The sequence below is a fragment of the Streptomyces sp. KMM 9044 genome, assembly GCF_024701375.2.
In the GTDB taxonomy this organism is placed as follows: domain Bacteria; phylum Actinomycetota; class Actinomycetes; order Streptomycetales; family Streptomycetaceae; genus Streptomyces.
Genome location: NZ_CP113910.1, coordinates 3,456,461 through 3,475,034 on the forward strand (window position 1 = coordinate 3,456,461; position 18,574 = coordinate 3,475,034).

At 71.9% G+C, this 18,574-nt stretch carries 21 protein-coding genes and 2 pseudogenes; 15 read left to right on the plus strand and 8 right to left on the minus strand.

Going from position 1 to position 18,574, the window contains the following annotated elements:
• Positions 1-243: 243 nt before the first annotated feature.
• Positions 244-945, minus strand: coding sequence for a methyltransferase domain-containing protein (locus HUV60_RS15480; RefSeq protein WP_257850693.1), 702 nt, complete (start codon positions 943-945; stop codon positions 244-246).
• Positions 946-1,052: 107 nt separating this feature from the next.
• Positions 1,053-1,517: a glycine-rich domain-containing protein gene (locus HUV60_RS15485; RefSeq protein WP_257850692.1), complete on the minus strand. Its 465-nt coding sequence runs from the start codon at positions 1,515-1,517 to the stop codon at positions 1,053-1,055.
• A gap of 189 nt (positions 1,518-1,706) precedes the next feature.
• On the opposite strand from HUV60_RS15485, the gene HUV60_RS15490 reads away from it, so the two are divergent.
• From HUV60_RS15490 to HUV60_RS15505, 4 genes are all read left to right on the plus strand, one after another.
• Positions 1,707-2,996: a helix-turn-helix transcriptional regulator gene (locus HUV60_RS15490; protein ID WP_257850691.1), complete on the plus strand. Its 1,290-nt coding sequence runs from the start codon at positions 1,707-1,709 to the stop codon at positions 2,994-2,996.
• Positions 2,997-3,545: 549 nt separating this feature from the next.
• On the plus strand, positions 3,546-4,442 hold the full coding sequence (locus HUV60_RS15495; protein ID WP_042163690.1) for a phosphorothioated DNA-binding restriction endonuclease: 897 nt from the start codon (positions 3,546-3,548) through the stop codon (positions 4,440-4,442).
• A gap of 64 nt (positions 4,443-4,506) precedes the next feature.
• Positions 4,507-4,785, plus strand: a complete 279-nt coding sequence (locus HUV60_RS15500; protein WP_257850690.1) for a CopG family transcriptional regulator — start codon at positions 4,507-4,509, stop codon at positions 4,783-4,785.
• A complete protein-coding gene (locus HUV60_RS15505) occupies positions 4,782-5,207 on the plus strand; it encodes a PIN domain-containing protein (RefSeq protein ID WP_062190629.1) in 426 nt (141 codons plus the stop codon). The genes HUV60_RS15500 and HUV60_RS15505 overlap by 4 nt, the downstream gene beginning before the upstream one ends.
• Before the next feature lie 272 nt (positions 5,208-5,479).
• Here HUV60_RS15505 and HUV60_RS15510 read toward each other — a convergent pair whose 3' ends face one another.
• A complete protein-coding gene (locus HUV60_RS15510) occupies positions 5,480-5,965 on the minus strand; it encodes a DUF5994 family protein (protein WP_257850689.1) in 486 nt (161 codons plus the stop codon).
• Between the two features lie 571 nt (positions 5,966-6,536).
• On the opposite strand from HUV60_RS15510, the gene HUV60_RS15515 reads away from it, so the two are divergent.
• From HUV60_RS15515 to HUV60_RS15535, 5 genes are read left to right on the plus strand one after another with little or no spacing between them, the layout of a single operon-like run.
• Positions 6,537-6,728 carry a CsbD family protein gene (locus HUV60_RS15515; RefSeq protein WP_257850688.1) on the plus strand — a complete coding sequence of 64 codons (192 nt, stop codon included), beginning with the start codon at positions 6,537-6,539 and terminating at the stop codon, positions 6,726-6,728.
• On the plus strand, positions 6,725-7,072 hold the full coding sequence (locus tag HUV60_RS15520; protein ID WP_042163682.1) for a hypothetical protein: 348 nt from the start codon (positions 6,725-6,727) through the stop codon (positions 7,070-7,072). The genes HUV60_RS15515 and HUV60_RS15520 overlap by 4 nt, the downstream gene beginning before the upstream one ends.
• Positions 7,073-7,128: 56 nt before the next feature.
• On the plus strand, positions 7,129-7,833 hold the full coding sequence (locus HUV60_RS15525) for a DUF5994 family protein (protein WP_257850687.1): 705 nt from the start codon (positions 7,129-7,131) through the stop codon (positions 7,831-7,833).
• Between the two features lie 10 nt (positions 7,834-7,843).
• A complete protein-coding gene (locus tag HUV60_RS15530; RefSeq protein WP_331461992.1) occupies positions 7,844-8,119 on the plus strand; it encodes a hypothetical protein in 276 nt (91 codons plus the stop codon).
• 52 nt (positions 8,120-8,171) lie between these two features.
• The gene (locus HUV60_RS15535) at positions 8,172-8,597 is read left to right on the plus strand and encodes an STAS domain-containing protein (RefSeq protein WP_331461993.1); all 426 of its coding nucleotides are present in this window, start codon (positions 8,172-8,174) and stop codon (positions 8,595-8,597) included.
• 155 nt (positions 8,598-8,752) lie between these two features.
• Here the strand turns inward: HUV60_RS15535 and HUV60_RS15540 are convergent.
• Positions 8,753-9,506 (minus strand): annotated as a pseudogene (locus HUV60_RS15540) (class I SAM-dependent methyltransferase); the annotation flags it as partial.
• 321 nt (positions 9,507-9,827) lie between these two features.
• Positions 9,828-10,913, minus strand: coding sequence for a TerC family protein (locus tag HUV60_RS15545; protein ID WP_257850685.1), 1,086 nt, complete (start codon positions 10,911-10,913; stop codon positions 9,828-9,830).
• A gap of 158 nt (positions 10,914-11,071) precedes the next feature.
• Between HUV60_RS15545 and HUV60_RS15550 the strand changes: the two are divergent.
• Positions 11,072-11,575: pseudogene (locus tag HUV60_RS15550) on the plus strand (DUF5753 domain-containing protein); the annotation flags it as partial.
• Between the two features lie 445 nt (positions 11,576-12,020).
• On the opposite strand, the gene HUV60_RS15560 reads toward HUV60_RS15550, so the two are convergent.
• The 3 genes from HUV60_RS15560 to HUV60_RS15570 form a co-directional block, all read right to left on the minus strand.
• A complete protein-coding gene (locus HUV60_RS15560; protein WP_257850684.1) occupies positions 12,021-12,581 on the minus strand; it encodes a sigma-70 family RNA polymerase sigma factor in 561 nt (186 codons plus the stop codon).
• Between the two features lie 189 nt (positions 12,582-12,770).
• Complete coding sequence (locus HUV60_RS15565; RefSeq protein ID WP_257850683.1) at positions 12,771-13,691, minus strand: hypothetical protein; 921 nt, start codon at positions 13,689-13,691, stop codon at positions 12,771-12,773.
• 26 nt (positions 13,692-13,717) lie between these two features.
• Positions 13,718-14,566, minus strand: coding sequence for a lytic transglycosylase domain-containing protein (locus tag HUV60_RS15570; protein WP_257850682.1), 849 nt, complete (start codon positions 14,564-14,566; stop codon positions 13,718-13,720).
• A gap of 473 nt (positions 14,567-15,039) precedes the next feature.
• Between HUV60_RS15570 and HUV60_RS15575 the strand changes: the two genes are divergently transcribed.
• The 5 genes from HUV60_RS15575 (at position 15,040) to HUV60_RS15595 (ending at position 18,462) form a co-directional block, all read left to right on the plus strand.
• On the plus strand, positions 15,040-15,645 hold the full coding sequence (locus tag HUV60_RS15575) for a DUF6668 family protein (protein WP_257851800.1): 606 nt from the start codon (positions 15,040-15,042) through the stop codon (positions 15,643-15,645).
• On the plus strand, positions 15,642-15,932 hold the full coding sequence (locus tag HUV60_RS15580; RefSeq protein ID WP_257850681.1) for a hypothetical protein: 291 nt from the start codon (positions 15,642-15,644) through the stop codon (positions 15,930-15,932). Before HUV60_RS15575 ends, HUV60_RS15580 begins: the two co-directional genes overlap by 4 nt.
• Positions 15,933-16,044: 112 nt before the next feature.
• The gene (locus HUV60_RS15585; protein WP_042163635.1) at positions 16,045-16,329 is read left to right on the plus strand and encodes a hypothetical protein; all 285 of its coding nucleotides are present in this window, start codon (positions 16,045-16,047) and stop codon (positions 16,327-16,329) included.
• Between the two features lie 23 nt (positions 16,330-16,352).
• Positions 16,353-17,189 (plus strand): hypothetical protein, encoded by an 837-nt coding sequence (locus HUV60_RS15590; protein WP_257850680.1) that lies wholly within the window; start codon positions 16,353-16,355, stop codon positions 17,187-17,189.
• A gap of 1 nt (position 17,190) precedes the next feature.
• Positions 17,191-18,462 carry a hypothetical protein gene (locus HUV60_RS15595; RefSeq protein WP_257850679.1) on the plus strand — a complete coding sequence of 424 codons (1,272 nt, stop codon included), beginning with the start codon at positions 17,191-17,193 and terminating at the stop codon, positions 18,460-18,462.
• Positions 18,463-18,574 lie beyond the last annotated feature (112 nt).

Here is an 18,574-nt window from a genome sequence, read left to right on the forward strand (position 1 = left end):
TAGGTGAGCCCGTGGCAGGCGCAGGGCTGCGGCTTGGTGCGGGCGATGTGCTCCCCGACCAGGCCGGACAGCCAGGGCGAGGAGTCGATCGTGCGGTAGCTGCCGTCCTTCGGCGGGCACCGGGTGAACTCGCCGCTGTCCAGCTCGTAGAGCTGCCACTCGACGCGGAAGGCGCGGGAGTACCGGTGGGCCTACTGGGTCTCCAGGCGACGAGCTCCGCCCAGCGCATCCGGGTGCCCGGTCTCAGGTGGCGGGGCGCTCGGCCGTGCCGAGGAGGGTGGCGGCGGGCCGGGGGCCGTCGCCAGCGGGCAGCTCCTCGACGCGGATGTCGGTGAACCCGGCCTGGTCCAGGACCTTGGTCCACACGTGCTCCTGCAGCACCCACCGGTGCATGGTTGCGCTCTCGCCCAACGGGGTCTTCGCCGGCACCTCGGCGGCCGTGACGTCCGGCTGCGCGGGCTTGCCGGACAGGTAATGGGCGAGGGTGGAGAAGACCAGGCGCCCACCGGGGCGGAGCGCGTCAGCGGCGGCGGGGAGCAGCTCGCGGGGGTCGGTGAAGTCCACCGCCCCGAAGTGGCTGTAGAGCACGTCGTAGGTGCCCGGGTTCGCGCGGAGGTGGGCGACGACGTCCGCGTGGACGAAGTGCAGGCGCGGGGCGAGGTCGGCGTACAGGGCGGTGGCCATGCTGTGCTGGGCCGGGGACGCGTCCACGGCGTCGATCCGGTTCGGGGCGTGGTGCACGGCCAGGTGCGCGGCGTGTCGGGCGGCACCGGCGCCGAGGTCGGCCACGGTCTTGCCGGTGAGGTCGCCGAGGACTTCCGGGCCCGGCCCGTCCTGCTGGTCCCAGGCCCAGCGGAAGGAGTCGGGGACGGCGTGGTCCTGCGCGGCGCGGGCCCGGCCGTAGTGGTGCCATAGGTCTGTGGTCGTGGTCGTCACCCGGGTCATCCTGGCGGCACCGCGCGGGGGCTGCTGCCGGTTCGGGCGAAAGTCACCCGGGCGCGCCTCGGCGGTCCGAGCCGTGGGCCCGGACCGCCGAGGGGGTTACGTGGGGGTCAGTGCGAGTCGTTGCCCGGGTGGCAGGGGCCGCAGTCGGCGGCGTCCTCCCACAGCGGGAGGTCCACCTCCCAACCGGCGCGGGCGACGAGGTGGGCGGTCTTGATGACCGACCCGTCGTTCTTCGTCTCGACCTTGGGCACGTGATGCAGGAAGTGCCCGCCGTTGTACTTGTCGCACAGCTCGGCGTAGGCGACGGTGTCCAGGATGATCGTGTGGGCGCCGATGTCGACCAGCTTGCTCGGGGCGAGTCCCAGGCCCTGGCCCCGGAGGGACATGGCGGTGAGCAGGTAGGCGTAGCCCTGGCCGAGGACGCGGGTGGCCATGACTGAGTCGTACGGGTAGTCCCGCATCAGCAGGCCGACCTGCTTCTCCCAGAGGCCCGCCGGCACGATGTCGCGGGGAGAGCGGGCCGGTCCGGTCACCGGGTCGGTGGCGACGGGGGTGTCGGCTGCGGTTGCCATGGTGCCTCCCTTGGATGGTGCCCCACGAGGTGTGGGGGCGATGTGTCGAGAACACCGCATCCGGCGCCCGGTCGGTGATCAACTGGCTTTCCGTGCAAGGCGTTTGCACGTTGTGCAAGCGGTCTCGACGGGCGCCGTGCCGCGCCCGTACCGTGGTGGCCCCCGGTCGTGTAGCAGGGAGAGGGACCAGTGCCCGGTGACCCGCTCTGGAACAGCGCGAAGGTCAGGGAATTAGTCGCCAGGCGGCAACCGGGCGGGCTCGTACGGTTGGGCCGTGAGCACCGAGGATGGACGCTCGCCGAACTCGGCGGGCACCTGGGGTGCTCGGCGGCGACGGTCTCGCGGATGGAACGCCGGGCCCAGGTCACTGACCTGACGCTCATTCACCGGGCCGCCTCCACCGTGGGCGTTCCTCGACACGTCCTGGTGAGTTCTCTGGCGCCCCCCGCTCCTTCCGGACTGGCCAGCACTAGAGTGTCGGCCAGTCCACACGCCGAGGAGGACCCGATGCGCCGCCGCTCGCTGCTCGCCGCCACGGCGACCGTCCCGGCCGCCATGCTGCTCGGCATGGACCGGGCCTTGGCCGACACCCCGCCACCGACGGGCAGGGGTGCCCTGGAGGCCCGTGTGGCCTCCGCCCGCGACCTCTACGACAAGGGGGCCCACACGCAACTCCTCGGGCTGCTGCCGGGCCTCCTGGCCGACGGGCACGCCGCTGCCTCCTCATGCCGCGAGCTGGACCAGGCCCGGCTGTCCTCCGTCTACAGCCTGAGCGCCGCCCTGCTGATCAAGCTCGGCTCGTACGAGCAGGCCCGCCTCACCGCCGACCGCGCGCGCACCTGGGCCGAGGTGTCCGGTTCCCCGCTCGCCGCCGCTGCTGCCTCCCGCGAGCTCGCAATCGTGCTGCGCCACCAGGACCGGGGCGAGGAAGCCCAGACCCTCATGGAGTCGGCTGCCGCCCGAGTGGAGGTGACAGGGCTGCGGACGGACGCGGCCTCGTCGGCCTACGCGCAGATGCTGTGCACCCTGGCCTACACCGCCGCCCGGGGAGGCCGGCGCGCGGAGGCCCTGGCCATGACCGAGGAGGCACGGCGGGCCGCACGGCGCCTGCCGCTCCAGGCACCTGCCGGGCGCCTCTTCCCCATCAGCCCGGCCGCCGTGGACCTCTACGCCGTCGGCGTCCACTGGGCCCTTGGCGACGCCGGCACCGCCCTGGAGGCGGGGCGGAACCTTCGGCCCGAGCACTTCCCCACGGCTGAGCGGAAGGCACGCCTGGGCACAGACATGGCCCGTGCCTGGTGGGCGTGGGGCCGCCCTGAGCAGACCGCCCGCGCCTTGCTCGACGCCCACCGTGCGAGCCCCGGCGAAGTGAGAGACCGCCCAGCGATCCGCAACATCGTGACCGAGTTGGCGCAGCGGCACCCTCGTGCCGTTGGCATGCGGGAGCTGCACGCCGCCGTGTCCGCCCCGGCGAGCTGAGACCGCCGCCCCTCGGGCCCCACCGGGTACGGACATGCCTCGGTCCCGGCACCAGGGGGTCCCGGCCAGCCGTCGACCCGGCCTGAGTCGGCGCTCGCCTGGGTGCGACACCCAGTTCTGGAGGCGACACCCAGGTGTCGGGGGCAACGTTGCACCCTCTCCAACCTGGGCACACGTCTGCGGTACCTCTGCCGATTCTGGGTGTGAACCGGGTGTCGGTCTCCGGAACCAAGGAGTGCGGGAGGGGTGTCCCAGAGGTACCGCAGATGCAGGGCGGCGGGGCGCTGACCTTGAACTAACGCCTCTGAAGCGTAAATAGGTGCAGGTCAGGGTGGGTGCGGAGCGCGGGGCCGTTACCCAGCGTCCCTGATTCGGGACGAAGAGGTCGTGGGTTCAAATCCCGCCACCCCGACTTTGTTCAAGTAGATCAGGGCCCGATCCACTCGGTGGATCGGGCCCTGATCGCTTATTCACGGTGTCGTGCCCGGGCGGCCCTCTCCGAGCATGCGCTGATCGATGCCCGACGAGGCGCCACTACCATCGCCGGTCATGGACTGGCTGGAGCGCACCGCGAAGCTGAGGCAGTGGAGCAGAAACGGGACCCGCGCTCCGCACAAGCCGCTGCTGTTGCTGTACGCCCTCGGCCGGTTCCAGCAGGATGCCGCCGGCGAACTGCGGTACAGCGCGGTGGAGGAGGATCTGCAGCGCCTGCTGACCGAGTACGGTCCGCCCCGCAGGACGACGCCCGCCTACCCGTTCCACCATCTGGTGAGCGACGGCGTGTGGGAAGTGCGGACCGATCGCGGGCCGGGCAGTCCCGGCAGTAACGTGCGGGAGCTGCGGCACGTCGGAGCCGCAGGACGGCTGGCGCCGGAACTGCGGGCGGCGCTGCGGCGGGAGCCGTCGTTGCTCGGCCGGATGGCGCGGCTCCTGCTCGACCTGCACTTCCCGCCCTCGCTCCACGGCGACCTGTGCGAATCCGTCGGTCTGGAGCTGGAGTCGGCGGGGACCGGAGAGCTCTCGGCCGCCGTGCGGAGGCGGCGGGATCCGCGGATGCGGGAGCGGGTCCTGACGGCCTACGAGTACCGGTGCGCCTTCTGCGGCTACGACGGCAGGATCGGCGCGGTGCCGGTCGGGCTGGAGGCCGCGCACGTGCGCTGGTGGGCGTTCGGCGGCCCCGACGACGTCGACAACGGACTGTGCCTGTGCTCGCTGCACCACAAGCTCTTCGACAAGGGCGTCCTCGGCATCGGCGACAGCCACCGCATCCTGGTCTCGCAGCGCTTCGTCGGCCACAGTCCCGCCGCCCGGGAGCACGTCACAGCGCTCGCGGGCCGCCCGCTCATCGGACCTCAACCGGGTGCCCGTCCCGTCGCGGCGGTCCACCGCTCCTGGCACACCAGCCAGGTCTTCCACGGCAGCCCGCGCCCCGCCACGGCCGGCTGAGCGCCGGGCGTCGGTCCCGTGCCCCACTGGTAAGGAGTGCGATACCAGGAGTATGGTCTCTTGTATGGCGACGAAGAAGGTGACCGTGACGATTCCCGCGGATCTCCTGGACGAGATCCGCGCGGACGCGGCAGAGCGGGGCCTGTCGGCGTACGTCGCCGAGGCGCTGCGCTTCAAGCGCGACCGGGACCGGCTCCGGGAACTGGTCGACTGGCTGCAGGAAGAGCACGGCCCCGTCACCGAGGACGAGCATGCGGCAGCGCTCGACGAACTCGAAAAACTCGACGCCGAACACGAGCGGCGTCGAGCCACCGGCAAGCACAGCACCGGAGAGGCTGCGTGAAGAAGCGGGCCGGTGAGCACACACAGCGGCCGCTCCGTGTTTTCGTACTGGACTGTGAAGCCCTGTCCCTTGCGGTACGCGGCGACCGGAGGATGATCGTCTGGCTCGACCTCGCGGCGCGCGGGGAAGCCGAGGTGGTGACGTCCCCGATGACGCTGGTCGAGGCGTACGACGGCAGAACGACCGAACAGCGCTGGGACTGGGTACTGTCCCGGCTCCAGGTCGTCGACATCGGGAAGGCCGAGGCCCGCCAGGCACGCCGACTCCTGGCCGACGCCACGTTGCACGGCCACACGTACGCGATCGACGCCGTGCTCGCCGTCATCGCGCGACAGCAGAAGGGACAGGTCACCGTCTTCACCTCGGACGTCGACGACCTGGAGAAGCTGGTGCCGGACACGGTCGTCGTCAAGAAGGTGTGACCCGACCCGCTCCGGTCTCGGCAGGACGCCGGGGATCCACCGCCAGGCACCGGGACGTGTCGTTCCGAGCGCGTGAACCGGTCGGCGTGATCGGACGTGCGCAGTCCGGGACGACCGGCCGAGCAGGGTCGCGCGGCGGCCGGGCGGGGTGTCCGCCACCACCGGTCCCGGCCGGTTCGCACGGTGGTGCTTCCTGCCCGGCTGGTCCGGACGGGTGAAGTATCGAAGGGGCAGGCACTCATCGTGGCGAGACCGCCGCGGCTGCCCCGCCCTCACGTCTCCGGCGCTGCTCGGCCGGTGCCGGTGTCGATGAGGATCTGTTCGGCCCGGGTGACGTTGTCGGCGCGGACGGCTTCGGCCATCGCGGCACGTGCCGCGTCCGGCCTCGCGTGGGGCGGGACCGCGAGCAGCGAGAAGTGGTCCTGATCGCCCCGGGTGATCAGGACGGTGTCGTCGCCGACCGGGAAGGAGTCGATGTGCACGACGCGGTCGTCGATGGCCAGCCTCGTCGGCAGTCCTTCCCAGGCTCCGGCGTCCAGGCCGACGCGTGTGACCGGGCCGAGGTGTTCGGTCAGCGCGGTGATCAGGGCGGGGAGCTCCGCGGCGATGTCCCGGGAACGCGGCCACCACGCCCCGTCGAGAACGCCCCGGCGGTCGTGCGTCGTCTCCAGCCGTACGACCGCCGTCCCGGGCTGCACGGCCTGGTGGACGGTGTCCGGCAGCAGCCTGGTCACCCGCGGGGAGCCGGATTCGGGCATCGCACTCGCCTGCCTGCCTGTGAGGAAAACTGGGCGACTTCCTCGCTTCACCGTACTCCGCGGCCCACAGCGGCCGGAAAGCTCGCCGGCCGCGCCCGAGGGCTGCGGGGCGTGCCGGGGTGGTGCGGACTCACCGGGAGCACTTCGCACACCGGCTCCGATGCCGGTGTCGTTCCCGGCGGGCGACGCCACCGGCCGGCTGTCCCTGCGCAGAGGTCCGCAGACGGGTTCGCGCGAGGTCCGCGGCCGCCTCTCGTCCCCCGCTACGGGCTGTTCCCTCCAGGGCCCCGACCGCACGCCTCGCACCGCCTCGCACCGCCTCGCACCGGAAGGGGCCGGTTCGGGCACCTGCGGGCGAAGAGCCCTCGTTTCCGCCACCGTCCTTCCGCGCGCTCCGAGTCGGGGCGGGACGGATCGCGTGGCCACCTCGTTGACACGGGCCGTTGCCGGACGTTGACTGGCAGCACGGTGCAGGGTCGTGCCACCGCGGATCACACGGCGGGGCGTTCCGCCTTTCCTCCTCGCCCGGACTCCGCGGGAACCCACCTGCCGGACGACTTCGAGGTCGGCCATGACCGTTTCACGGGCCATCAGGAACAGGGCGCAGACGACGAAGGGCGGGATCGCGGAAGAGCCCGGCCGGGTCACCCGCAACGGGCGACTGCGGCACCGGGGCAGGATCGACCGAGTTTCCGGAAGCCTGGAACAGGCCGTCGAGAAGACCAAGGACGCCTTCGGGCAGGACGGAAGCGGCATCCGATGATGTACGACCAGACTCGCGCCCAGCAGCCCGCGGACCAACCCTCGGGCCCCGCCGAGCGCCGCAGCCCGGCTCCGAAGCCGCTGCTGCCGTCGGACGGACAGGACAGGATCGTCCAGCAACTCCGGCACGCCCTCAACACCTTCGCCGACACCCCCCGCGAGGCGTTGGAAGAGGCCGAGAGCGCCTACGACGAAGTCACCGCCCAGCTCGTGGACGCCCTCGCAGAACGGCGGCGTGTCCTGCGCGCGGAGTGGCAGGACGGGGACCCCGGGACACAGCCCGAGGAACTCAGGCTCGCACTGAGGCAGTACCGGGAGATCATCCAACGACTGCTCCACGTCTAGGTCCGGGCCCGGGCCTGGCGGCCGCTGCTCCGCGCTGCGGCGGAGCGCGGAGTAGGGTGGACGGTACCGAGGGTATTTCGTGCACCGGCTTCCACGCCGGGTCGTTCTCGGCGAACGATGAAACCCGGGCCGCCGCAGAAGCGGCCCGGAGACGGGTCCGCATCATGTCGGCGACCTTGTACCCGACCCTGCCGCACCCCGAGCCCGTCGCAGCCCCGGCCGCGCGCCTCACCCTGAAGACCGACGGCACGTCCCGTGGGCTCCTGGACGGCGCCTGGTGGCCCCGCTCCCGGGACCTGCTGAGCGAACTGCCCTCGCTGACCGACGTGTTGGACCCCTTGTGGGGCCGCATCACCCGCATCGCCGTCAACCCGACGTACTGGCCGGTCGTCCCCCGCAGGGTTCCCGTGCACGGCCACCTCGTCAAGGTCGGCTGGTTCACCCGGGAAATCGACCCGCACAAGCTGCTGCTGCTCTCCTACCGCACCGGACGCTGGGACCTGCTGGTCGTCCCGCCCGAGACCGGAGCGGAGTCGGCGGCCCGGCTGATGGCTGCCGCGTCCGACTACGACGGCCCGCCCCTGACCGCGAGCGAGCTCATCGCCGCGGAGGAGGCCCGGCACGGCGTTCCCGCGACCGACGGGTCATTGGACCCTGACGAGTCGTGGGAGGACGAGGGCGGCGCCTCCGCGACGCCCGCGGCCGTTCCGGAACGGACTGGTCCGCCCGGTGGGGCCAGTCGTCTGATCATCGGTATGTGAGGTGGCCGCCGTGAACGCCCTCCTGACCGTCTCCGTCGTCGTGGTCCTCGTCGCGGTGGGGGCGTACGTGATCCACCGGCTCAACATCCAGCACGCCGACAGGATCGCCGTGCACCGGTACAGCACCGCCCGGCCCGGCCGCCTCGGTCACGGCCGCGGCGTACCGCAGTCCCCGTGGGGACCGGACCGGTCCGAGTCGCCGGCCGGCGGCAACCGACGGGACCCCCGCGACGGGAGTCGAGGCCGCTTCCCGTCGCGCCGCCGCCGTACCACTCACCCCAGGTGAACAGCCGGTTTCCACCCCTGTGCCATCGACTGCGCGAGGAACGGCCGACCCCATGAAGCGAGGCGTCATGACCCTTCCGCGGCTGAACGTCCACCGGCACGACCGGGGGACGCGGGCGCTGATCACCCTGTCCGGTGAGATAGACCTCGAATCCGCGCCGTTGGCGCGCACGTCCCTGGAAGGGTGCCTGCGGGACGGCATCCGCACCATCGACGTCGACCTCGCCTCCGTCACCTTCTGCGACTGCAGTGGACTCAACGCGTTCCTCCACGCCGCGCGGCAGACCACCGTGGCCGGTGGGACCTTCCAGCTGCACCACCCGCCGACGACGCTGACCCGGATCATCGACCTCGCCGGTTGCGGGTTCCTGCTCCTCGGCCTTCCGCTCGACCACCCGCCACCGCCTCTCGACGGCCCCCCGGCCGCGCCGCACCGGTCCGTCCCGCTTGCGCGTGTTCCGTCGGTCGATGCTCCATGACGGCCGAACCCGGGCGGGGACAGTCACGGAGGCCGGGAACGGCGAGTCGTCCGTCTCGGCGGTCGCCATGGCGACCGCCGAGACGGACGACAACCTGAGGGACACGGCCTCGGGGTCCCGGTACGCGGCGACGGCTCCTGAAGGCTCGGCGTGGTTCAGTTCGCGCGGCGGGCGGCCCAGACGGTGCGTTCGGTGCGGACCATGAGGTCGGTGCGGCGCAGGATGCTGTGGGGGCCGGTGATGTCGAGGAGCTGGTCGAGAGCGGTGAGGTCCTCGGAGGAGAGCGCTTCGGCCGCGGCACTGCGGACGCGTTGCAGGGGGGCCAGGGCGTAGCGGCCGATCGCCTCGGTGCGGGAGCCCTCGGTGCGAGAGCCCTCGATGTTCACCGCGAGGGTGCGTTCACCTTCGAGGGTGAATCCGGCCGCGGTGAGCATCGGCCCCCAGTCGGCACCGCGGTGGGGCACGTGTTCGGCGTGGGAGTGCCCGGTCGCGGCGTGGCAGCGGTCCTCCGGGCCGGGCCGGGCCGGTTCCCGGGTGCGCTTTCGGGCAGGAAGCGAGGGGGCCGGCCAGCTCGACGACGGCGAACAGACCGCCGGGCGCGAGCACGTCGCGGACGGCGCGCAGGGCGTGGCCGGGGTCGGCCATGTGGTGCATCGAGGCGGAGGCCCCTACGAGAGCGGGTGTGCCGAGGTGGGGCCAGCCGGCGGCGTCGAGGTCGGCCTGCACGGTGCGCACGCGCTCCTGCACTCCCCCGGCGCGCGCCCTCTCCCGCAGACGGTGAAGGTGTTCGGCCGAGGAGTCGACGGCGGTGACGTGTGCTTCGGGGAAGCGGTCGCCGTCATGGGCGTGCTGTTCGTCCACATCGCGCTGCGCGGACCGAAGAGCCCCACCACCCCCACACCCACACTCGCCCCCGCGCCCACGCCCACACCCGTGGCCGCAGCCGTGGCCGCGCCGGACGAGGCGGGGGCCGCCGGGGTCGTCGACGCCCGATGACCGCGGCAAGGGTCGGATGACGCCACGCCGGTTCCGGGACCTCCTCCTGCGGCACAGTGCGCCGCACCCCCTCCCGCCGGACCTCATCGGACCTCATCGGACCTCATCGGATCCCGCTCGGCCCCACCGGGCCCTCGTCCTCGAGGGCCCGGTCTGCTGCCGGCCCGGATCCCGCTCCGGCGGAGGCCGTGGGTGGACGTGCCGAGGGAACGTGCACGCATCCTCCGGCGTGGATCAACCTGCCGGTCGAGGCGGCTCCTTCCCGTCCCGGTCCCTCTCGGTGGGTGCGTCTGCGTCCGGGCCGGGTTTCCCGGTGGTGGCCGACTCCGGTGGCGAGGCCGTCTCCTCGTCCCCGTCCGCGTCCGGAACGGTGGGCACCGGGTGGGGCGGAGGGGGCCGGAGCAGGCTGAGGGCCACGGAACCGGCCAGGATGACGACGATGACCGCGAGGCTGACCGGTGAGGGGATCTCGGGGACGCTGGTGCTGATCGTCTTGTGGGCCGCCTGGAGGACGAGCTTGACGCCGATGAAGGCGAGGATGATCGCGAGGCCCCTGCTCAGGTAGTGGAACCGGTCCAAGAGCCCTGAGAGCAGGAAGTAGAGGGCCCGCAGACCGAGAATGGCGAACGCGTTGCTGGTGTAGACGATGAAGGCGTCGTCACTGACGGCGAGAACGGCGGGAACACTGTCCACGGCGAAGATCAGGTCGGCCGCCTCGATGGCGGCCACCACCGCCAGGAGCGGGGTGGCCACGCGTTTGCCGGCTTCCTTGACGAAGAACTTCGTGCCGGCGTACTCGTCGCGGACCGGCATGATCTTGCGGAGCAGCCGTACGGCGAAGCTTTTGCCCGGGTCGAAGCTCTCCTCCTCGCCCTTGAGGAGCTTGTAGGCGCTGTAGAAGAGGACGGCGGCGAAGGCGAAGAGCACGACGGTGAAGCGGCTGACCACGGCGACGCCGAGGGTGAGGAAGATCCCGCGGAAGATCAGGGCGCCCATGACACCGAAGAACAGCACACGGTGCTGGTAGGCGCGAGGCACCTTGAAGTACGCGAAGATCACGGCGAAGACGAAGAGGTTGTCGACCGACAGGCTCTTCTCCAGGAGCCACGCGGTGGTGTACTCCGTGCCCGCCGTCGTACCGAGAACCAGGAAGACGACCACACCGAAGGTCAGGGCGAGGCCCACCCACAGGGCGCTCCAGGCGCCGGCCTCCTTGAAGCCGATGACGTGCGCGGTGCGATGGGCCAGCAGGTCCACCACCAGCGACACCACCACGGTCGCGGCGAACGCCAGCCACAGCCAAAGCGGGACATCAAGCACACCAGTCACCCCTCAACGGCCCACGCCGACGTACGGGGCCCGTTTACCGCATTCTGCGCCCATTCGTGCGCTCAGGCGATCCAGGAGACAGGACCGGGGCGCTCTCCCGACCCTCGCGGACGAATGGACGGTCTCCATCACCGACCTCGCCGACCTCTGTGGTGCCTGGTTCGTCGCAGACCGAGGACTACGCACATGCCGTTCTCGGTCTGGACGCCCTGTCGGACGGCGAAGAGCAGTTGGAAGAGCGTGTGCCAGCCCGTATGGGACGGCAGGAAAGGCTGAGTCCACCCGGCAGTCCGGAGCTGTACGTGATCCTGGATGAAGCAGTACCGAGACGCCCGATCGGCGGCTACACCGTGATGCGGAGGCAACTGGCGCGACCTCTCGACGCGACAGCACAACGTCGCGTCACCGTGCAGGTCCTGCCGTTTGATCAAGGCGGACCCGAGGCAACGGGCGGCTCGCTGACAATTCTGACTCTGCCGGACGGCTCGGAAGTCGCCTGCACAGAGGGTTCGGACTACGGCCAACTCGTCGAGGAACCGATCAACGTCACTCGCTGCAAGGTGATCTCCGATCGGTCACGGGCCGCAGCCCTGCCCCCGCTCATGTCGCTCGACATGATCCGGTTCACGATGGAGGGCAATTACCGTGGCTCGGCCGACCTCGCCGAGGCCTGTGCCCTCGCCACCGAGATCGGCTCCCTCCTCGATGCCGCCTGTGCCGAGGCAGGCATCGAGAACGGGCAGGGCACCGCGTGAGCGACGGGAAGGAACGGCGCTGGGAGTACGGCCCCGATGCCGAGCACGTGATCTTCGGGCTTCCCGGCATGTCGTCGGCGAAGTCGAGTGCCTGGCCGACGAGCTGGTCACCCTCGCCACAGCCGGTGGAGACGTCACCGACATCGGGAGCGGGCCCAGTCACGGAGGGCCCGGCGGTCTGCGCCGCATCCCGTTGCCCGCCGACGGGTGGCTCTCCGCTCTTCCCCTGCCCCGGACGAAACTCATCGCGGTGGTCCGGGTCGTGCCGCCGTTCACCGATGCCTGAGCCGGACGGCGAGGAGGCCACGTACCGTTCGCAGGCCGTTCGGTCACTGGGGGGGGTTCAAGCAGCACGGTTGGTGTGCATGCCGCGTTCTTCCAGTGCTGTTTTCAGGCTGCGCAGTGCGTAGTAGACGCGGGACTTCACCGTGCCCTGGGGGACGCCGAGGGCGACGGCCGCCTGTTGGGTGGTGCGGTCGGCGAAGAAGGTGGCCTCCAGGACCTCGCGGTGCGCGGGGGTCAGGGCCTGGAGTGCGTCGTGCAGGACGATGGACGACAGCATCCGTTCGATGTCGTCGGCCTCCGCGCCCAGTTCGGTCAGCCAGGTCGCGCCGCCTATCTCCAGCGGGCGGGCCATCTTCGTACGGTGTGCGTCGATCACGATGTTCCGGGCGACGCGGAACATCCAGGGGCGGACGGCCATCCCCTCGCTGTCCGCCAGGTTCTGCTTGTTCCAGCAGCGCAGCAGCGTCTCCTGGATGACGTCCTCCGTGCGGTGGGTGTCTCCGCCCAGCATGCGCAGCACGTACGCGTAGAGGGCGGGGCCGTGTTCCAGGTAGAGGTCCCTGAGGGCCCGTTCCTCGGTGGACACCGCGCTTGCCGAACCGATCACCGTCACGTTCATGGTGTGCTCCTGCTCCTTGGGGTGGCCGGTCCCGGTCGTGGGGATGGGAACCGGTGCCTCCGGGGAAGGGAGTGTTCCTAGGGGTGTTCCACGTTCGTTTGACGTTCGATTTACGACTCGTTCAACGCCTGTAGGGCCACCCCGTGGGACGGGGGGCCTGAGCGGTGGGGCGGCGGGTCGGTTCCCAGGTCAGACGTAGGTCGACAGGGCCTCCATCTGGGTGCGGACCTGGTGGGCCAGCTGCTCGTCCGCGGCGGAGAGGCAGCCACTGCTGTGCAGCCTGCTCCACATGTGCAGCAGTTCGTTCCCGTGGATCTCCGCCGCCCTGTCGTCCTCCAGTCGCTGCCACGCAGCCGCCGCCCTCGCCACCGCCGCCGGCGCCTGCGGGTCACCGGCCCCGCACAGGATGCGGGCCGCCGACAGGGCCAGCACCGTGGCCTCCCGGTGGTCCCCGCGCAGGTGCGCCAGGTACGCCTCCATCGCCCGTGCCTCCAGCGCGTCCGGGTGCTCCGTGCCCGCCGAACTCGTCAGACGCTCGCGCAGGGCGGTCGCCTCGGCCGACGCCTCCGCCAGCCGGCCCGTGGTCGCCAGCGCGTTGATGCGCGTGATCTGCTCCGCCAGCTCCGTCGGGAGTGAGCGGGACGGAGGGGGAGGAGGTGGTGCCGGGGCAGGGGGCGGTGCCGGGGCTGGAGCGGGGGCGGGGGCGGGGGCAGGGGGTGCCGTCGCGGCAGCTCGGGCCCGGGCGACCGCCAGGGCTATGGCGGAGACAGGCGCAGGCGCGGAGACGGAAGTGGAAGCAGAGACAGGCGCAGGCGCAGGCGCGGAGACAGAGGTGGAAGCGGGGAAAGGCGGCGGCTCAGGGGCCCGGTGCGCGGGGTCCGTCGGGTCGAGGACCCGGCTGGAGCCGTCGGGGGACACCTCCAGGACGAAGTGGGACTCGCCCGGAACGTCGTTCACCGTCGCCCCGACCGCCGCCGCGCGCTGCTCCGCGTACTGCTGCAACCGGTCCAGTACGGCCTCGTGCACGGACTGGCCCGGCGCGGGCACCAGAGGCTCTCCGTTGATCTCGGCGAGCCCCTCGCCCGAGATCCGCACCTCGAAGTGGGCCATGGCTGCTGTCCTCCTCCTCGTTGTTCTCATTCGGCGGGGGTGGTGGACGGGGAAGGCGACGGGGAAGCGGAGGGCGAGCCCGTCGGGTCCGGGTCCATGCCCGGGGTGACGCCCGGGGTGGAGCCGGCGGGCGGGGCGGCCACGCCCTCGTACTTGGCGAACTGGGCGCGGATGGCGAGGACGTAGCCCTGGGCCTCGTTCGTCTGCGGCACCCCCTTGGCCGCGCGGACGGCGTCCGTCCCCACGTGGTAGCCGGCCAGAGCAAGGTCCAGGACGCTGCCGGTGGCCTCGTTCGCGTCGATCATCTGCTGGGCCTCTTCGGCGAGATCGCACAGGTAACGGCCCTGCGCCATGATCGAGTCCTCCGCGTCCAGCGCCGAGGTCTCGTCGTTGTCGTCGTCGTCCTCGCCGTACTCGTCGAAGATCTCGGGCGGCAGCTGCGAGATGCCCTCCTCACCGTTCTCGCCGACGAGCGTCTCGTTGAAGCCGGACTCCCTCTCGATCTGGGAGGCGATGACGATCGGGCCGATCGCGTCGCACAGTTCGCCGGCCTCCTCGATCGGTTCCGCCAGGTCCCCGGGCACCGTCGAGGTGTCCAGCTCGCCCAGGCCGTCGCCGTTGAAGATGGCGATCACCTCGTCCACGTCGTCCTCACTGGCGGATCCTCCGTCGCCGCCACCACCCGAGAACAGCAGGATCAGCGCGATGAGCGGGGCCAGCAGCACCCCGAACCCGCCGATGATGATGATGACGACCAGGGCACCGAGCAGGGCGAGCGGCGACAGCAGGCAGCCGCAGCCGGTGCCTGCGGCGATGGTGTTCCTGACGGCGGTGGAGGTTCCGCCCTCCCCGCTCTCTCCCGTGCCCGCGCTCATGCCTGCCCGCCTTCTTCCTCTCGCCTTGAACCGCGACGGCCGAACGGCCCGTTGTGCTGTCGACGGGCTCGAAAGATCCAAACGGGCCCCGGCGCGAATAAGTTCAAACCCGTGGAAATCAGATGAGCCAGAGCAGCCGAAGCACGAGCGGAGAAGGGGGCGGGACGCACATGGGCACTCCTCCGGCGACGCCGTCGGGCCCGCAGTCGTGGGTACGAGGGCCGAAACCCGCACGGCCGACGGCCCCGGCCGCCGCACCGCCCGCCACGGACGGCGGAGCCTCCGGTGCGGGTCAGGCTCCGGTCCCCGGGGCGGCTGCGGGCCCGGGGAGTCCGGGTACCGGACCGGCGACGGGGTACGGTGCGGGTACGGCGGTCCAGCCCGGGACACCGGGTCAGCACCCTCAGCCGGGACAGCACATCCCGCCGGGGCCACGCCCTCAGCCGGGACCACACGCACCGGCGGGAACGGCCGTGCACCCGGCACCTGTTCCGGCTCCCGCCCCGGCGTCCCCCGCACCTGCCGCCGCCCCGGCCCGGACGTCCCGCCCCTCCTCCCCCGCCCCCCGCAAGAGGGCCCCCGCCCCCGACGGCGAGCCCTCCTGGGGTGAGCCCAAACGGCGGGCGCCCGTGCGCGGGAAGTCGCGGGACGAGATCGGGTGGGTCAAGGCGCACGGCGGAGCCGGTGCCTCCTCGCTCGCCGACGCTCTCGGCGGGGTCGACGTGGGGGCCCGCTGGCCGGAGCCCGCGCGGGGCGAACCGCGCCGGGTCATGCTGGTCGGCCGGACCAGCGCACGTGGACTGCGTTCCGTGTCACAGGCGTTGGGTGCGCTGAAGGACGGAAAGGCCCCCCAGGGGATCGACCTGCTGGGTGTCGTCCTCGTCGCCGACGCCCCCGGACGGCTCCCGCTCAGCCTGCTGCGCCGCATCCGGGTCGTCCGCTCGGTCACCCACGTGCACCGGGTGCCGTGGATCCCGGCCTGGCGCGTGGGCGGTCAGCCCACGTACCTGCCCCGACAACTCAGCGCGCTCGCCGACCTGGTGGGCCCCGGAACCGACGGCGAGAGAACCGTTTCATGACCTCCTCCATCAGCCACCTCGCCCTCCCCCTCGGGGAGCGGCTGGCCGGCTACACCCCGACCTCCGACGCGGACACCATTCTCGGCATCCTCTCCTGGTGCGTCTCGGCCGCGGGGGTCTTCGGGATGATCGCCATCGGCCTGCAGATGGCGCTGCAGTTGCGCCGCGGCGAAATGGGAGAGGGCGCCACGTACTTCCGCGGGGGCTTCTACGTCGTCCTCGGCTGCCTGCTCGCCACCACGGCCGGACCGCTCGTCTCGTTCCTGGGGGACCTGTCCCTCTTCTGAGGATCGCGCACCTCTTCGGTACCCCTTGTCCCAGTCCTCTGGGCAGCATCCCGTTCACATCTCGCGTCCACCGCTCGTCCCGTGGCGCCGACCGACCTCTCGGAGACTCTCCATGTCCCTGTTCCTCGAAGCCACCGCCGTACTCGCCGCCGGCGTGCCCCAGCCGGTGAGCAACGCGCCCGGCGAGTTGACCACCAAGGTCACCACCGTGCTCGGTATAGCGGCCTGGGCCGGGACCGCCGCCGGCGTCGCCGGGGTGCTGATCACCGGCACGATGATGGCCGTCTCCCTCAAGCGCGGTGAGGGTTCGGAGCACATGAGCCGCCTCGGCATGGTGATCGGCGGCTGTGTCCTGGTCGCCACCGCGGGTCCGCTGGTCCAGTTCGTCTTCAACTGAGTCCGCGGACGGGAACGGTCGGGATGTTCACACGTAGGGAGTACCGGGAGCCACGCCGGTACCGGTCGGACCCGTCGGGGCCGTACTGGAAGCAACGCGGCTGGCAGGTGTCGGCGGGGTTCCTCGCCGTCGTCGTCGTACTGAGCGGGATCGTCGCGCTGACGGCCGACCAGGACACCGACGGGAACAACGGGAACGCGTCGGCGGCCGAGGGGCCGCTGTCCGGCACTCCGGCCATGAAGGACGGCCGGCCCGAGGGGTGCCGTACGGACGACAGCGACGGCGACGCCCTGCCCACGGCTCCGCCCGACGACGTCGACTGGCACACCCTCGACGTCACGCGTGTGCCCGTCTCGGCCTCCGCCGGCCCGGCCCTGACCCAGGGGCCCCTGTGGTGGTGCTTCGCGCACACGCCGACCGGGGCCGTGCTGGCCGCCCACATCATTCCCTCGCAGATGAGCGGTCCCGACTGGCGGACCGTCGCGCGGGAGCAGGTCGTGTCCGGCCGGGGACGGGACCTGTTCGTCTTCAAACGTTCCACGGTCCAGGACGACGCCGAATCCGGCTCCGGCTCCGGCGCCGAGGCGGGTGACGGGTCGGGCTCCGGCGGCTCCGGCGCGAGTGCCGGGACCGGCAGTTCGTCCGTCGCCTCCTACGCCGGATACTCGGTGCCCGCGTACTCCGGCGAGGCGGCGACCGTCGAACTGCTGCTCAAGACCAGTCAGGGCTACGCCACGACCTCCATCGCCCTGCGCTGGAGCGGCGGCGACTGGAAGGTCCAGCCCTCCGACAACGGTGCCCTGCACACGCCGGTGAAGGCAGTCCAGGGAACCAACGGCCATCTCCTTTGGGGGGTTTGACATGGCGTGCCCGACCGGTAATCCCATCGTCGACATCGCGGTGGGGTTCTTCAGCTTCCTCGGGGATCCCATCGGGACCATCGTCGAGGGCATCGCCAACGCCGTCCTCGCGGGCGCCATCGCGGTGTTCGGGGCGCTGACCACCAGCATCCCGACCCTCTCGGGAACCACGACGGCCCAGGACATCAACAGCCAGACACAGTGGATCGTGGTCTATCTGGCGGTCGGCTCGCTGCTGTTCGCGTCCGCCCGGATGGCCATCGAGCGGCGCGGGGAGGCCGGCACGACCGCGCTCAAGGGCATCATGCGGGTCATCCTCGTCTCGGGCGCCGCCACCACCGTCGTCACGGCCGCCGCCACCCTCTCCGACGACTACTCCACGTACCTCTTCAACGCGGGCGCGGAGAAGCAGCTGAGCGCCGTGGGCGCCTGCTCCGACGGCAACGGCATCGAGGCCTTCCTGCTGCTGATCCTCGCCTTCCTGCTGCTGATCGCCGGGATCATCCACACGATCCTGCTCTACATCCGCCTCGGCGTGATGATCCTGCTGCTGGGCACCCTTCCGCTGGCCGCCGCCGCCTCCATGACGAACTGGGGCGGCGGCTGGTGGCGCAAGCACCTCGGCTGGATGATCGCCTGGCTGTTGTACAAACCGGCGGCCGGCCTGGTGCTGTACGCGGGCTCGGCCATGATCAGCTCGGGTCAGGACGGCGGCAGCGACATCAACGAACGCATCGCCGGTATCGGTGTGATGCTGCTGTCCGCCGTCGCCCTGCCCGCCCTGCTGAAACTCGTCGTCCCCGCCACCGCCGCGCTCGGCGGGGCGTCCGCGATGTCCGGGGCGATGGCGTCGGCGGGCGGCTCCCTGGCGTCCGGCGCCCGTTCGCTCGGCGGCAGCAGCGGGGGCGGCAGCGGCAGCGGTGGCGCCGGCGGGCAGAGCGGTCCGCGCGGCGCGTCGGGGGCGTCGGGTTCGGGCGGCTCGGGCGGTTCGCAGGGCTCCTCCGGTTCCGGCGGCATGTCCGGCTCCTCCGGTTTCGGCGGCGCCGACGGCGGCGCGGGCCGGCCGGGAGCCCAGGGTGCCGGGGCGGGAGCCGGCGCCGGCGGCGGAGGAGCCGGCGGTGGAGCGGCCGCCGGCGCGGGCCGGGCCGCCGCGGCGGCGGGAGGCCCGGTCGGTGTCGCCGTCGGGGCGGCGGTGACGGCGGCGCAGGTCGCCGGCCGTACCGCCTCCGGCTCCCTCGAGGGCGCCGACGGCGACCAGGGGCACAACCGCTGACCCCGGCGGCCCGGACGGGCACCCGGCGCACCGCCTCCTGAACGGCCGCCGAACTCCACGTCCCCCCGATGGAGTCCGGCGGCCGCTTTCCTCCCCCGCCCCCTCGCGCCAC

Excerpts from the sequence above, each read along its gene's own strand:
- HUV60_RS15480 (WP_257850693.1), bottom strand. The coding sequence starts at position 945 with ATGACCCGGGTGACGACCACGACCACAGACCTATGGCACCACTACGGC.
- HUV60_RS15485 (WP_257850692.1), bottom strand. The coding sequence starts at position 1,517 with ATGGCAACCGCAGCCGACACCCCCGTCGCCACCGACCCGGTGACCGGA.
- HUV60_RS15495 (WP_042163690.1), top strand. The coding sequence starts at position 3,546 with ATGGACTGGCTGGAGCGCACCGCGAAGCTGAGGCAGTGGAGCAGAAAC.
- HUV60_RS15500 (WP_257850690.1), top strand. The coding sequence starts at position 4,507 with ATGGCGACGAAGAAGGTGACCGTGACGATTCCCGCGGATCTCCTGGAC.
- HUV60_RS15510 (WP_257850689.1), bottom strand. The coding sequence starts at position 5,965 with ATGCCCGAATCCGGCTCCCCGCGGGTGACCAGGCTGCTGCCGGACACC.
- HUV60_RS15515 (WP_257850688.1), top strand. The coding sequence starts at position 6,537 with ATGACCGTTTCACGGGCCATCAGGAACAGGGCGCAGACGACGAAGGGC.
- HUV60_RS15520 (WP_042163682.1), top strand. The coding sequence starts at position 6,725 with ATGATGTACGACCAGACTCGCGCCCAGCAGCCCGCGGACCAACCCTCG.
- HUV60_RS15535 (WP_331461993.1), top strand. The coding sequence starts at position 8,172 with ATGAAGCGAGGCGTCATGACCCTTCCGCGGCTGAACGTCCACCGGCAC.
- HUV60_RS15560 (WP_257850684.1), bottom strand. The coding sequence starts at position 12,581 with ATGAACGTGACGGTGATCGGTTCGGCAAGCGCGGTGTCCACCGAGGAA.
- HUV60_RS15565 (WP_257850683.1), bottom strand. The coding sequence starts at position 13,691 with ATGGCCCACTTCGAGGTGCGGATCTCGGGCGAGGGGCTCGCCGAGATC.
- HUV60_RS15570 (WP_257850682.1), bottom strand. The coding sequence starts at position 14,566 with ATGAGCGCGGGCACGGGAGAGAGCGGGGAGGGCGGAACCTCCACCGCC.
- HUV60_RS15580 (WP_257850681.1), top strand. The coding sequence starts at position 15,642 with ATGACCTCCTCCATCAGCCACCTCGCCCTCCCCCTCGGGGAGCGGCTG.
- HUV60_RS15585 (WP_042163635.1), top strand. The coding sequence starts at position 16,045 with ATGTCCCTGTTCCTCGAAGCCACCGCCGTACTCGCCGCCGGCGTGCCC.
- HUV60_RS15590 (WP_257850680.1), top strand. The coding sequence starts at position 16,353 with ATGTTCACACGTAGGGAGTACCGGGAGCCACGCCGGTACCGGTCGGAC.
- HUV60_RS15595 (WP_257850679.1), top strand. The coding sequence starts at position 17,191 with ATGGCGTGCCCGACCGGTAATCCCATCGTCGACATCGCGGTGGGGTTC.